This window comes from Corynebacterium sp. CCUG 69979, assembly GCF_024454095.1.
In the GTDB taxonomy this organism is placed as follows: domain Bacteria; phylum Actinomycetota; class Actinomycetes; order Mycobacteriales; family Mycobacteriaceae; genus Corynebacterium; species Corynebacterium genitalium.
The window spans coordinates 13,330-27,350 of record NZ_JAGPZA010000025.1 but is presented as its reverse complement, the minus strand read 5'-3'; the positions used below and the strand labels follow the sequence as shown (position 1 = coordinate 27,350).

The following is a 14,021-nucleotide window of genomic DNA, read 5'->3' as shown; positions in this document are numbered from 1 at the left end:
GGCGAGCGCTTCACCGTAACGGATCGACACATACTGCGAGCCGCGGTCACTGTGGTGGACAAGCCCTTCTGAGCGAAGATCACCAGCGTGATACAGGGCGTGCTCAAAGGCCTCCAGCGGCAGTTCATCGGTACGCATGCTCGCCCGAGTCGCGACACCGACGATCTTTCTGGAGTACACATCGGTGATAAACGCGGTGTAGGCAAAACCAGACAAGGTGCGCACATAGGTAATGTCAGCGACCCACAACCGGTGCGGTGCGGGGGCAGTGAAGTCACGGTTGACCAGGTCAGGGCGGCAATCCGGCACGTTGGCCCGAAGCGTTGTCATCGGTGTGCGGCCACGCCTGCGGCCGTAGATGCCAGCTTGCTTCATCAAACGCGCGGTCTGATCACGACCGATGTTCCAGCCGGCGCGCTGCATAGCCTTCCACATCTTGCGGATCCCGTAGACGCTGAAGTTGTCCTCGTAGACCCTCACCAATTCAGGAATAAGCAGCGCATCTGACAAACTCCTCGCCGACGGCGCTCGTGTTTTCGCTGCTCGGTAGCCGCGAGAGGTGATGAACCCACATTCTGTCTCTTTCAATGTGCGACAGATAGCCTCGACCCCGAAGCGATCGCGATACGCATCGATGTATTCGATCATCTTCTGGTGGGACGGTCGAGTTCCGCCGCGAAAAAGCTGACGCGGTTTTCAAGATCTCATTCGCCCTGCGTAGCTCCTTAATCTCTTTCCGCAACCGCTTCAGTTCGTCAGCCGTTGACTCGCCGGCGCCAATCTCAACATCGGACGAGACCATATTCGGCTTCAACCAATCGTTGAGCGTGTGCGCTGGAATGCCGAGCTTTTCACCGATCTCTACGGCTGCACCCCATTTCGAACACCCTTCGAGCTCAACGAGGTCCTCAGCCAAACGCACTGCCTTGGCCTTGAACTCGTCACTGTACTTCCTTGGCATGATTCCAATCCTTCTCTAGAAATGATCGGAACTAAACCCAGGACACTTCACCCACATGCCGTGGATGCGCGCGGCGGTGCGTCCGATTGCGATGGATTTCGGCACGCCCCGGCCAGTGGCGATGGCGACGAGTCGGGCCCTCTCATGCGGCACCAGCGAACGGAAGTAGTCGCTGCGGACGGCCTGGGTCGGCGCCAGTTTGACCATGTGGCCGGTTTCGATGGCTGCCCACACCGGGCTGCCCGCTTTGTGACGCCGCAGATTGATCAGTTCATCCCCCGAATTCATGCACCCAGCCTGACTTATCGCACCGGGCGGCGCACCTACGGGCCCGTTTGGCTGTGGAATTCGGCGGGTTATCCACATGGGGCCGGTTCGCTTGCCGGGCTGTCTTGGGCTGGCCGGGCGGTTGGCCTGGTGTCTTTTCCGCTTTGAGCAGTCGGATTATTACCGTTACATCGCATTCATGAATGCCTCCAAGACCCCGAAGATGGATCAGATCAAGGCTGATAAGAGGGAAGGGGGCACCTTCGAACTGACGCCGGCTCAGGCAGAGGAAAACGGAAAGCTGCTCGGCTTGGATCTGAAGGGTGTGATTGGCGCTGTTGCTGGTTCAGTGATCGGAGGCGGCGGTCTTGACGCATTCGTCGACATTGCCAAGACGAAGCTTCTTGAAAATGGACCGGAGGTGGCCGCTCCCATCGTCACCTACACCAAGTCCATGGGCGCCTGCGCCGGTAAGGAAAGCGAGTCCAGCTCCGTCCCCGCAGGCTCCTCCCTCTCCGTTGCCGGAGTCGGCGGCCTGCTGGCAGCTGGCGTTGCCCTGCTGTTCCTGATCACAGGCCTGATTGGTTTCGCTCTGCGTCCGGTGGTGGACGAGGCGTTCAACCGTTAAACTCTTTCGTGTATTTTGGAGCACAAAATATTCAGCTCGTTTTAGAAAGGACTAGACCATGACTGTGTACGCTAACCCGGGTTCTGAGGGCTCGATCGTTAACTTCGAGAAGCGCTATGACCACTACATCGGCGGTCAGTGGGTTGCTCCGGCGGACGGTGAGTACTTCGACAACTCCACTCCGGTCACGGGTGAGGTGTTCTGCCAAGTCGCACGAGGCACGCAGGCAGACATTGACCGAGCGCTTGATGCGGCGCACAAGGCTGCGCCGGAATGGGGCAAAACTTCTGCGGCGGAGCGCGCATTGATCCTCAACCGCATCGCGGACCGCATGGAGGAGCACCTCGAGGAAATCGCGGTCGCCGAGACGTGGGAAAATGGCAAGGCTGTGCGCGAGACTCTTGCCGCTGACATTCCGCTGGCCATCGATCACTTCCGCTACTTTGCGGGTGCCATCCGCGCGCAGGAGGGTCGCCTTTCGCAGCTTGACGACGACTCTGTGGCCTACCACTTCCACGAGCCGCTGGGCGTTGTCGGTCAGATCATTCCGTGGAACTTTCCGATCCTCATGGCCGTGTGGAAGCTCGCCCCAGCGCTGGCGGCGGGCAATGCCGTGGTGATGAAGCCGGCGGAACAGACCCCAGCATCGATTCTTTACCTGATGAACATCATCGGTGATCTCATTCCAGACGGCGTGGTCAACATTGTTAACGGCTTCGGCGATGAGGCCGGCGTCGCGCTGACCGGTTCTGACCGGATCGCAAAGATCGCGTTCACTGGTTCGACGGACGTCGGCAAGCTGATCAACAAGTCGGTCGCGGAGAGGATCATCCCGGTGACGCTCGAGCTTGGCGGCAAGTCCCCGTCGATCTTCTTCGAGGACGTGCTCGCCCATGATGACGAATTCCGCGCTAAGGCCATCGAGGGCTTTGCAATGTTCGCCCTCAACCAGGGTGAAGTGTGTACCTGTCCGTCGCGTGCGTTGGTGCAAGAGTCCATCGCCGAGGAGTTTTTGGAGCTCGGAATCGAGCGCGTGCGCCAGATCAAGACCGGTAACCCACTGGACACCGAGACCCAAATGGGTGCGCAGGCGTCCCAGGAGCAAATGGACAAGATCACCGGCTACCTCGAGATGGCGCCGCAGGAGGGCGCGGAAACCTTGATCGGCGGCAAGGTGAACACCGATGTGACCAGCATGGGCGGTCTAAGCGGCGGCTTCTACATTGAGCCAACGGTGTTCAAGGGTGACAACTCGATGAAGATCTTCCAGGAGGAAATCTTCGGCCCGGTGCTGTCGGTGGCGACCTTCAAGGACTTCGACCAGGCCATCAGCGTCGCAAATGACACCATCTACGGTCTCGGTGCCGGTGTCTGGTCGCGCGACGGAAACACCGCTTACCGCGCTGGCCGCGCTATTCAGGCAGGCCGTGTGTGGGTGAACCAGTACCACACCTACCCGGCGCACGCGGCGTTCGGTGGCTACAAGCAGTCCGGCATTGGCCGTGAGAACCACCTGATGATGCTCGACCACTACCAGCAGACGAAGAATCTGCTCGTGTCCTACTCCGAGAAGCCCACCGGGCTGTTCTAGTCCCGGAGCGCGGGCTTGACCGGGAGTATCCCAGCCACATCACCGCTGCTTGGCCTTCGCCGTTTCTCAATGTGTTGTGGTCGGCCACGTCTTGCGCTTGGGATACGAGTCCTGCCAGCTTGTTCGGGTCACCTGAGCCAACGCCGGGAGAGAGGATTGAGATGGACGCGGGGTTGGTCGGCACGCCCTGACCACTCGGACCGACCATCACTGTGTATCCTCCCGGGCCTCCTTCGAGGAGCATGGCACCCGTCTCGTCGACGATTTGCTTCACGTGGTCAGGTGCTTTCGCGTAGAGCTCATCGTGGATTTGTTGCGGGGTTTTATCCAGGTTATGCGCTAACCTCTCGATATCCGGCTCGTAGTCGGCCATGCATGTTGCATTGATCGACTCAGAGCATCCGAAATCCAGGATGAGGGAGTACAGCCGGAGCTCGGCTAGAAGCTTGGTGAGGTACAACTCGGTCCCCAGAAGTAGCGGTGTCTTGAGTGCCGTTTCTATCATCCGCTCTATATTTTCTTGAGACATCGCGGCCTGCCAGAGAATCTCCGCAACCTCATCCAACTTCACAGACGGGCCGAAAAGGCTGTGTCCAAACCCCCGGAGCAGTGCCTTCCCCGCGTCGGCGGCGGTCCCGTTGAAGCCTTGGGAAGTCAGGTCGGAGCTGTGGTCGGTGATGTCGCCGCCACGGGTGCGGGTGCGGGAGCTGACGGTGCGGGGGGCGTCGGCGGCGTCGTAAAGCTCTGATGCGACGAGCATGCTCACCACCCCTCGAACATGGTGCTGTCGATGTGGTTGATGTCGGCGACGAAGTTGTGGATGTCGTCGTCGTGTTCGACGCGCTGACCCAAGACCAGCTCGTCGGGATCGTGGACATCCAGCTGCGCGGGTTGGCTGCGCGGCTCGCGGAACGCCGCTTGGTTCTCGAGGTTTCTGATCCCGCGAAGCGCTGGCTTGCCGACCGTGGCTACGACCCCGCCTACGGCGCCCGCCCATTGCGTCGCCTGATCCAGAAGGAGATCGGCGACAAACTGGCCAAGGAAGTCCTCGCCGGTGAGATCCGCGACGGTGACGCGGTGCGGGTGGACGCCGATCCGGAAGGGGAGACGCTTGACGTCAACGCGAAGTGATTGGGAGAAAACGATCCGGTAACACGGGTCGTTTTCTATTTACTTTCCTCTTGGAAACTCCTAATGTGACTCGCAACATATTCACCCTCCGACTGGAAAGGAACCGTTGCGATGTCCACCCCAACCACCATGCGAGCCGCCGTTGCTGAGCAATTCGGCCCCGATGTCAATGTCCGTGACTTGGATCTGCCCACGCCGGGTCCCTTCCAGGCACTGGTGAAGCTGCACGCCTCCGGCATCTGCCACACCGACCTGCACGCCGTCGAAGGCGACTGGCCCGTCAGGCCGGAGCCACCGTTCGTACCCGGCCACGAGGGCGTGGGCGAAATCGTCGAGCTCGGCCCGGGTGAGCACACGGTGGCCGTCGGCGACATGGTCGGCAACGCCTGGCTCTGGTCCGCGTGCGGCGAGTGCGAGTTCTGCCGCACCGGCCGCGAAACTTATTGCCACAACGCCCAATACGGCGGCTACACCGTCGACGGGTCCTTCGGCGAGTACATGCTGGTGGACACGCGTTACGCTCCCCGCATCCCGGATGGCGTCGACCCGGTTGAGGTCGCGCCGATCCTCTGCGCAGGTGTCACGGTGTACAAGGGCCTCAAGGAAGCCCAGACCAAGCCGGGCCAGTTTATGACGATTTCCGGCATCGGCGGCCTGGGCCACCTCGCGGTGCAGTACGGCGTAGCAATGGGCATGCGCGTCATCGCCGTCGACGTCGCGGACGACAAGCTCGAGCTAGCCCGCGAGCTCGGTGCCGAGTTCGCCGTCAACGCAAAAGACCGCGACCCGGGCGAGGCGGTCCAAGAGTTCACTGACGGCGGCTCCCACGGCGTGCTGGTCACGGCAGTCCACCCGGACGCGTTCGGCCAGGCCATCGCGATGAGCCGCAGCGACGGCACGATCGTTTTCAACGGCCTGCCTCCGGGGGACTTCCCGGCACCGATCTTCGACATCGTGCTGCGCGGCATCACCATCTGCGGCTCGCTTGTTGGTACGCGCCAGGACATGGCGGAGGCCCTGGACTTCTACGCCCGCGGCCTGGTCAAGCCGCATGTGACTGCGTGCGAGCTCGACGACGTCAACGACGTGTTTGAGAACATGCGCAAGGGCAAAATCAGCGGTCGCATGGCGATCAAGTACTAGCCGGTACGGGACGGGAGCGCGTACAAGGGGCCGTCGATAAGCAAACTGCTCTAGACTGCATGCATGCAGCCGACCACGACGATCACCACCCGCGTCGCGCTCCCCGGCGTGGAGAATGAGGAGCTCGCCGCTCACGACTTGGGCGGCGGGCATTTTGTGGTGGCGTCGGTACCTTTCCTGGACACGAGCCTGGCCGTGGGTGACATTGTCGAGTGCGTTCGGGTGGGCGGCCATCTGCATGTGAACCAGACGGTGGTCAAGGGCGGCGCGGAAACGGTTCGGATTCTCATTCAGGAGCCCGGCCCGACGGATATCGCGGAGACTCTCCTGGCGTTTGGGTGCAGGGTTGAGGTTGGGCCTGGGGGGATGTTGGGGGCGTCGATAAGCGTGGACGCGCCGAGGGAAGGCATCCGCGAGTGGCTTGACGGCCTGGAGGCGCAGGGCATCATCTCGTTGGCGTAGGTACTGTGGGGGCCATGAGCGTCTATGTGTCCTCCGAAGACCTGCGTGAACAGATCCGAACTGGCGAAAAGCTCACTATTCTTGCCGCGTTGTGGGATGCCCGTGAGGGCCATGCGTGGTCGAAATTCCAGTCTGAACACATTCCAACCGCCCTGTTTTGCGAGCCTTCTTTGCAGCTCGTCGGCATGCCGGGCTCGCAGGTGGGCCGCAACCCGCTGCCGACGCTAGATCGTCTCATCGAATCGTTCCGCGGTTGGGGGATCGAGCCTGGCCGCCCGGTAGTCATTTACGACACTGGCCAGGGGATTTTCGCGGCTCGCACGTGGTGGACGCTGCGGTGGGCCGGCGTGGAGGACGTCCGCATCCTCGACGGTGGATTCGCCGGGTGGCACGCGCGCGGCTACGAAACGGTCGCCGGCCCCGGCCCCGTCGCTGTGCACACGGAGCAGGAGGTCAAGCCCGGGTCGCTGCCGACGGCGGACATTGAGGATGTGCGCCGCTACAAGAGCACGCTTATCGACGCCCGCGAGCCCTCCCGCTTCCGCGGCCAACGCGAGCGGCTCGACCTGAAGTCCGGGCACATTCCGGGCGCGCGCAATCTGCCTGTCGAGTCGCTTTTCGACGATTCCGGCAAGATCCTGGACAACTCCCACATCCTCGAACAGTTCGCGAAGTTGGGGATCACCCACGACACGGATCCCGCTTCGGCCATTGCGTACTCCGGGTCGGGCATCCACTCCGCGAAGTTGCTCGCTGCGATGGAGCACGTTGGCCTGCCGGTTCTTACCCACTACATCGGTGGGTGGTCGCAATGGTCGGCGGATGCGAGCAACCCGGTTGAGCGCGAGGTGTAGCTCGGGCGGCTTTTCTGGTTGGGCTGGCTGGCTCGGCCGGTCGGCGGTGGGGCTGATTTGCTCGGAGCCTGCGCGGTGACTGTCGGCCCCTGCTACTAGAGTGCTTATCGATGGGTCTCGCACTATTCGCTCTGTCCGTACTCGCCCTTGCCGGGGCGGGCGTTTTGTGGCGCGCGGATGCGGGAGCGAAGAAGGCTGCCCGTGCCGCGAAACCGGCGCAACCTGTGGAGGGCGCCGCGCCGGGTTCGCCAGAACCTGCAGCGGCCGAGGCTGCTGTGCCAGTTGCCGCTGAGCCTGGCGCGGTTCCGGAGCCGCCGGCCGAGCCAACCGTGCCCGAGGCTGCGGCGGCGCCGAGTGAGCCTGCTCCAGCTCCGGAGCCCGCCGAGGCGGTGCAGCCGCCGCTCGGGCCCGACACGGAACCCGAGCAGGAGCAAGAACCGGTCGCCGAACCAGCGGCCAGCGAAGTACCGGAGCCGGCCCCCGAGCCTGAGGCCGAGCCGGCGTCGAAAAAGGCGTCCACACGCTGGAAGCTGCCAAAGCTGGGAAAGGCCGCAAAGGCCGTCAAAGCGAGCAAGCCCGGAAACTCCGACGCGTCCGCCGAACCCGCCGAAACCGCCCCCGCCGCCCAAGAAAAATCCACCACGCCAGAAAAACCAAAACCCAGGACCCCGAAGAATCGCAAGGCTTGGCGCGAGTGGGCCGAGGAGAACGGGTTCACCTACGCCAAAGAGGATGAGTTTTTGGCGGATGAGTGGACGCGGGGGGCGGCGTCGTCAGGCGTTGTGCTCAAGGACGTGCTGACCGGGACGCGCTTCGGGCATGAAACGCGCATTGCTGATATTGCCGGTACGCCGGTGGTGGCGATGGGGACGGGGATGCCGAGTGATGTTGTCGTCGATATGCGGCGTGGCGTTGAGGGGCCGGCCGACGACCTGGTGAAGGTCTCTGAGCTCGAAGGGTTCACGGTGTTGGCGTCGGATGCGGGGCCGGTTGAGCGGATGATTGATATTCGGGTACAGACGGCCGTGGAGATGCTTCCTCCGCAGGTCACGGCGGTGTGGTTCGAGACGGAGTGGGTGATCGCGCAGCTGGACGAGCCTGAGTGGGACGACGTCTTCGCCCCGTTGGCGCTGCTTGCCGACGCAGCGCGCACCCTCCCCCCGCAAACCTGGGCGACGCTGGAGGTGGCCAGCCCGTCGCGCGAGATGGGGGAGCCGCAAATGCCCACCGCGGCGCAACCCCAGGAACCCGAGGAGCCGTCGCGGCCGCATGTGGTGCGCCCGGAAGATCCCGTCGAAATGCCGACGCGTCTCACCGGCGGCGCGCGCGGCCCAATCGAGGACCACGAAGTCGGATCGGACGAGGTCAACGCCATCGCGACGGGCGAACGCAGACGCATGCTTAACGACGGCACCCGCGTCACCCGCAAACCCCAACCCCCTTCCATCTTCCGCGACGGCGGCAGCGAGTCTGAACGCTGAACAGCTACCCTGGGGAGCATGAATACTCCACAGCAGCCTGACTATGCGACCCCCGCGCGTGACTTCAACCCCGCGAACCCGACTGGCAAGCAGTACCCCGAGGGCACCCACCCGGGGATTAACCCGCGCGACAAGGCCCGGCTTGCGGAGCTGGTGAAGGAGCTCGCGGTCGTGCACGGCAAGGTGACGCTGAGCTCCGGCGCCGAGGCGGATTACTACGTTGACCTGCGCCGGGCGACTCTGCACCATGAGGCGAGTGCGCTGATTGGCAAGCTCATCCGCGAGATGACCTCCGACCTCGACTTCGACGCCGTCGGCGGCCTCACCCTCGGCGCGGACCCGGTTGCCACGGCGATCATGCACGCGGCCGGCCGGCGTATTGACGCGTTCGTCGTCCGCAAGGAAACCAAAAAGCACGGCATGCAGCGCCGCATCGAGGGCCCATCCATCGAGGGCAAGCGCGTGCTGGTCGTTGAAGACACCACGACCACGGGCAACTCGCCGCTCACCGCGGTTGAGGCGTGCCGCGAGGAGGGCGCCGAGGTGGTTGCGGTGGCCACCGTCGTCGACCGTGCCACGGGTGCTGCCCAAGCGCTTAACGACGCCGGCCTCACCTACCGCCACCTCCTCGGCCTCGAAGACCTCGACCTTGCATAACCCCGAGTCCGACCGCGGCCCGCATGACCGCGGCCCTACCGAGTGGCAGGAAGGCCGCCACGGTGTCGGCCCGTGGGAAGGGGAGTGGCCCACCGATCCCCGTTACGACCAAGATTTTCTTCGGGACGGTGATCGCCGCAACGTTGTCGATGCCTACCGGTACTGGTCGCTCGAGGCGATCCGGGAAGATCTGGATCAGCGGCGGCACCCGTTCCACGTCGCGATCGAGAACTTCGAGAACGACATGAACATCGGCACTGTCGTCCGCACGGCGAACGCTTTCATGGCGGAGGCGGTGCACATCGTCGGTCGCAAGCGGTGGAATCGGCGCGGGGCGATGGTGACCGACCGGTACCAGCACATCATCCACCACGAGACGGTGGATGACCTGCTGGAATGGGCGACCGCGCGGAGCCTTGCTGTCGTTGCGATCGATAACACTCCCGGCTCCGTGCCCCTCGAAACAGCCGAATTACCCCGCGATTGCGTCCTCTTGTTCGGCCAGGAAGGTCCCGGCGTGACGGCGGAGGCTCAGGAAGCGGCGGTGATGACGTGTTCGATCGCCCAGTTCGGCTCGACACGGTCGATCAATGCCGGGGTTGCAGCTGGGATTGCGATGCACACGTGGATCCGTCAGCACGCAGACCTCTCGCACGCGTGGTGAGGGTAAGCGGGGCCGCCGCGGCGCCGGTGAAATTGGTGCCGGGCTCGGTCCGGATGCCCCGTGTGCAAAAGTTGACATTCCGATGATATTGGTAAAGCGCTAGAAATTCTCTACCTGCACGTTTACAAGCATAAGTTCGAACGCATGTAAAGTTTTGCGCAGCGCAGTCACTCGAACGCCCCGCGGGTGACACGGTAGAGGTGGATGGGTTGCATGTGATCCATGGGGCGGGCGGGGTTGAGTTCGGGATGGGCCCTACGGTGCTAGACACGCCCACAACGCGCCGGCATGTGACACGCCCCCAGCGAATCTCAAAACTTCATGGAAAATACTTGCGGGAGAATGTAAAACCTAACGTGGGCATTGAAAGCTGCGATAATTAGAACGGCATTACTAGAGATCTGTCAGGTAGGAGATTCGTGAACAGTGGGAACGCTGGCCCCGTGCCGGAGACGTGGGCGCACAGGGCGGATTTGGCGGAGATGGCGATTCAGGATCGTCACGCTTCGCGCCTGTGGGGGCTTCCCCGAACGAACCTGGCGGTGACGGCGTGGCCGCCAACGGCGCGGGAGAAAACGTTCGCGACGTGGCATTACTGGTGGCAGGCTCACTATCTGGACTGTTTGATCGATGCGGAACAGCGCCGATCGACGAAGGCCCGCCGCGCGGTGATCGTGCGGACAATGCGCGCGATCCGGATCCGCAACCGCGGCAACGTGAGCAAGAACCGCTACTACGACGACAAGGCCTGGCTCGCCCTGGCACTCAACCGAGTGACGGATTCGGAGCAGGTTAGCCGCCCGAAGCAGTTGGTCGACCTGGAGTTCAACATTCTTGCCGGGTTGGATTCGTTGACCGGTGTGCTGCCGTGGCGCACGGACGAGAACTTCTTCAACGTCCCGGCGAACGGCCCGGCGGCGATCATGATGGCCCGCACGGGCAGGGTGGATAAGGCACGCGAGGTGCTGGACTGGATCTTCACCAACCTGCACGCGGATAACGGGTTGATTCAGGATGGCATCCGCTTGCTTGTCGACGGCCCCCGCCCCACCTCCATCACCTACACCTACAACCAAGGCACGGTCCTGGGCGCGGCGCTCGAGATCGCCCTGGCCCTGGAGGATCAACCCGAAGCGCAGATGGAGTACATTGCGCAGATTCGTGCGCTGGTCCAGGCGATCGGGATGCACTCGGCAACCCCGGCCGGTGTGATTGATAACCCGGCGGACGGCGGGCCTGATGGGGCAGCGGCCGGTGATGGCGGCCTGTTCAAGGGTATCCTGGCCCGTTACCTCGCGGATGTGGCGCTGCGCCTGCCAGACGACCCCGCCAACGCCGCCACCGCCAAGGCCGCCCAACGGCTGGTCATGGCCAGTGCGGAGGCGCTGTGGTCGAACCGTCTCGAGGTCGATGGTTTGCCGATTTTCCCGGCCCGGTGGACTCGCGGGGCGAGGTTGCCGCATAACTATGGGATGGGGCCGGCGTCGATAAGCGAAGCGGTGAGTGCGCCGCGCATTGCTGAACGTGATCTGTCGGTGCAATTGTCTGGCTGGATGCTTCTGGAGGCCGCGGCGAAACTCACGGCGAGGTGAAAGCTGCTGCGCCGGGGCTGCAACACGGGCATACTGGGGGTGTCAGACGCACGCGAGTGAAAAGGACTCCCCATGCCTATTGCAACCCCTGAGGTTTATAACCAGATGCTCGATACGGCCAAGAAGGGCGGTTTCGCCTTCCCGGCCATCAACTGCACGTCCTCGGAGACGATCAACGCTGCTCTGCGCGGTTTCGCGGAGGCGGAGTCGGACGGCATCATCCAGTTCTCCACCGGTGGTGCGGAGTTCGGTTCCGGCCAGTCGGTGAAGAACAAGGTCGCCGGCGCGAAGGCACTGGCTGCGTTCGCGCACGAGGTCGCGGAGCACTATGACATCAACGTCGCGCTGCATACCGACCACTGCCAAAAGGAAGTCCTGGACGAGTACGTGCGTCCGCTCATCGCGATTTCGCAGGAGCGTGTGGACGCCGGCGAGCTGCCGCTGTTCCAATCCCACATGTGGGACGGCTCCGCTATCCCCATCGACGAGAACCTGGAGATCGCCCAGGAGCTGCTGGAGAAGGCGCGCAAGGCGAACATCATCCTCGAGGTGGAAATCGGCGTTGTCGGCGGCGAGGAGGACGGCGTCCAGGCGAAGGCCGGCGCGAACCTGTACACCACGCGCGAGGACTTCGAGAAGACCATCGACGCGATCGGCACCGGCGAGAACGGCCGTTACCTGCTGGCTGCGACCTTCGGCAATGTGCACGGCGTGTACAAGCCGGGCAACGTGAAGTTGAAACCGGAGGTGCTGGAGATGGGCCAGCAGGCCGCTGTGGAGAAGCTCGGCCTGTCCGCGGGCGACCAGCCGTTCGACTTTGTTTTCCACGGCGGTTCCGGTTCTGAGGCAGAGAAGATCGAGCAGGCTCTGTCTTACGGTGTGGTGAAGATGAACGTGGACACGGACACCCAGTACGCGTTCACCCGTCCGGTGGCATCCCACATGTTCGAGAACTACGACGGTGTGCTGAAGATCGACGGCGAGGTGGGCAACAAGAAGGCCTACGACCCGCGTTCCTACATGAAGAAGGCCGAGCAGTCCATGGCTGACCGTGTTGTCGTGGCCTGCGAGAACCTGAAGTCTGTGGGCAAGACCGTGTCCAAGTAGGTCCAGTTAAACACTCGTTTTTCTCCGTTGAAGGCCCCGGTTTGACTGGGGCCTTTACCATGTCTGTATGGAGAAGATGTCCACCCGTGAGCGCATCGTGGCCGTCGAGAACTCGATCGGCGCGCGGTTTCGGCGTGTGCGCCAGCGTCTGCTGGCGGCTATTCAGGTGGGCATTGCGGCCGGGTTGGCGTACTTCATCGCGCATGAGTGGGTGGGGCACCCCCAGCCGTTCTTCGCGCCGATCTCCGTGGTCATCATCGTGGGCATCTCGGGTGGCGAGCGCATCAACCGCGCCTTCGACATGGCCCTCGGTTGCATCCTCGGTGTCCTGGTCGGTGATTTCCTCTTCGCCCCGCTGGGCACCGGCGGCTGGCAGATCGCGCTGGCTGTCGGGGTGTCGTTGCTGTTCGCGGGTTTTTTCTCGAAGTCGGTGCTGGTGGCTAATCAGGTGGCCATCGGCTCGATCCTCATCGCCACAATCATGCCGCCCGACGCGGACGTCACCGGCATCGACCGCACGATCGACGCGTTCATCGGTTCCGCAGTCGGCCTCGCAGTGATTGCGCTTCTGCCATCAGCGCCGCTCGCGACAGCACGCCACGAAATCTCCAACGTTCTGCGCGTGCTCAGCAGCGTGCTTAACGACGTCTCCCACGCCCTCCTCACACAAGACCCCACCCAAGTAGCCGAAGCCTTGTCGGCGATCCGCGGCACCCAGAACGACATTGAGGCGATCACGGCTGCCACGAAATCCGGCCGCGAATCTGCGCGGCTATCTCCGTTTCTGTGGCGTTCCCGCCGGTACGTCGACGCGTTGGAGAAGATGGTCACGCCGACCGACAATGCGATCCGCACGACGCGTGTGCTGGCCCGCCGTGCCCTCGTCCTTGCAGAGGACAACGACCCTGTCTCCCCGAAACAGATCTGGCTGCTCGACCAGCTATCCGCCATCACGTTGGACCTCGCCGCGATGCTGGACGTCAACGCCAAGATTTCGCAGGCCCAAGGCATGCCGGCGTTGACGAACCGGCTGCGCGACCTGGCTGTCGAGGCTGGCCTCGACGTTCTCGACCCTTCTGCCCAGCCGCCCGGCGGAGCTCCGGAGAGCGTGTTCTCCCGGTCGGACTCGTCGACTCATGCGCCTGCTGCTTCTTCTCCTGGCGGCAGTGGTAACTCGTCACAATCCCGGCCCGCCCTTTCTGCGGCGGTGGTGCTGGCGCAGTCCCGTTCCCTGATCGTGGACATGCTGCAGATCTGCGGGTGGTCCCGTGAGTCCGCTATCGCCGTTCTGGCGCCGACGTCTGAGACCCCGGCATACGAGCCGGACTTGCGTGAGGCCCGCAGGCCCGGAGCTGAGAATGCAGGGGATCCCGAAGGTGCCGAGGACTCGGAGGATAAGGACTAACCGGCCTAACTCTGGGCGGCCTCGTCCGTCGGCTGGAATACTACTGGGCGATTTCCGGAATACTGCTCACCTATACTT

General features: G+C 63.2%; 12 protein-coding genes and 2 pseudogenes. 12 read left to right on the top strand and 2 right to left on the bottom strand.

The features are described from left to right. Positions 1-961: pseudogene (locus KBX18_RS10895) on the bottom strand (IS3 family transposase); the annotation flags it as partial. Positions 962-976: 15 nt separating this feature from the next. Next, positions 977-1,249 carry a hypothetical protein gene (locus tag KBX18_RS10890; protein WP_255996131.1) on the bottom strand — a complete coding sequence of 91 codons (273 nt, stop codon included), beginning with the start codon at positions 1,247-1,249 and terminating at the stop codon, positions 977-979. A 178-nt stretch (positions 1,250-1,427) separates the two neighbouring features. Here KBX18_RS10890 and KBX18_RS10885 point away from each other — a divergent pair, with 178 nt between their 5' ends. The 12 genes and pseudogenes from KBX18_RS10885 (at position 1,428) to KBX18_RS10830 (ending at position 13,943) form a co-directional block, all read left to right on the top strand. Continuing rightward, a complete protein-coding gene (locus KBX18_RS10885; protein ID WP_255996129.1) occupies positions 1,428-1,856 on the top strand; it encodes a hypothetical protein in 429 nt (142 codons plus the stop codon). Between the two features lie 58 nt (positions 1,857-1,914). Beyond that, positions 1,915-3,447 (top strand): aldehyde dehydrogenase family protein, encoded by a 1,533-nt coding sequence (locus KBX18_RS10880; protein WP_255996127.1) that lies wholly within the window; start codon positions 1,915-1,917, stop codon positions 3,445-3,447. Positions 3,448-4,263: 816 nt separating this feature from the next. Then, positions 4,264-4,578, top strand: a pseudogene (locus tag KBX18_RS10875) (ATP-dependent chaperone ClpB); the annotation flags it as partial. Positions 4,579-4,689: 111 nt separating this feature from the next. Continuing rightward, positions 4,690-5,721, top strand: a complete 1,032-nt coding sequence (gene adhP / locus KBX18_RS10870; protein WP_255996125.1) for an alcohol dehydrogenase AdhP — start codon at positions 4,690-4,692, stop codon at positions 5,719-5,721. A gap of 63 nt (positions 5,722-5,784) precedes the next feature. Next, positions 5,785-6,183 (top strand): DUF4265 domain-containing protein, encoded by a 399-nt coding sequence (locus KBX18_RS10865; protein WP_255996123.1) that lies wholly within the window; start codon positions 5,785-5,787, stop codon positions 6,181-6,183. 14 nt (positions 6,184-6,197) lie between these two features. Then, the gene (locus KBX18_RS10860; protein WP_255996121.1) at positions 6,198-7,037 is read left to right on the top strand and encodes a sulfurtransferase; all 840 of its coding nucleotides are present in this window, start codon (positions 6,198-6,200) and stop codon (positions 7,035-7,037) included. A gap of 110 nt (positions 7,038-7,147) precedes the next feature. Beyond that, complete coding sequence (locus tag KBX18_RS10855; protein WP_255996119.1) at positions 7,148-8,518, top strand: hypothetical protein; 1,371 nt, start codon at positions 7,148-7,150, stop codon at positions 8,516-8,518. Between the two features lie 18 nt (positions 8,519-8,536). Then, on the top strand, positions 8,537-9,175 hold the full coding sequence (pyrE, locus tag KBX18_RS10850; RefSeq protein ID WP_005288310.1) for an orotate phosphoribosyltransferase: 639 nt from the start codon (positions 8,537-8,539) through the stop codon (positions 9,173-9,175). Then, positions 9,168-9,839, top strand: coding sequence for a TrmH family RNA methyltransferase (locus KBX18_RS10845; RefSeq protein WP_255996118.1), 672 nt, complete (start codon positions 9,168-9,170; stop codon positions 9,837-9,839). Before pyrE ends, KBX18_RS10845 begins: the two co-directional genes overlap by 8 nt. A gap of 443 nt (positions 9,840-10,282) precedes the next feature. Next, positions 10,283-11,431 (top strand): glycoside hydrolase family 76 protein, encoded by a 1,149-nt coding sequence (locus KBX18_RS10840; protein WP_255996133.1) that lies wholly within the window; start codon positions 10,283-10,285, stop codon positions 11,429-11,431. A 72-nt stretch (positions 11,432-11,503) separates the two neighbouring features. After that, positions 11,504-12,538 carry a class II fructose-bisphosphate aldolase gene (gene fbaA / locus KBX18_RS10835; RefSeq protein WP_255996117.1) on the top strand — a complete coding sequence of 345 codons (1,035 nt, stop codon included), beginning with the start codon at positions 11,504-11,506 and terminating at the stop codon, positions 12,536-12,538. Positions 12,539-12,605: 67 nt separating this feature from the next. Then, positions 12,606-13,943 (top strand): aromatic acid exporter family protein, encoded by a 1,338-nt coding sequence (locus KBX18_RS10830; RefSeq protein WP_255996115.1) that lies wholly within the window; start codon positions 12,606-12,608, stop codon positions 13,941-13,943. Positions 13,944-14,021: the final 78 nt, after the last annotated feature.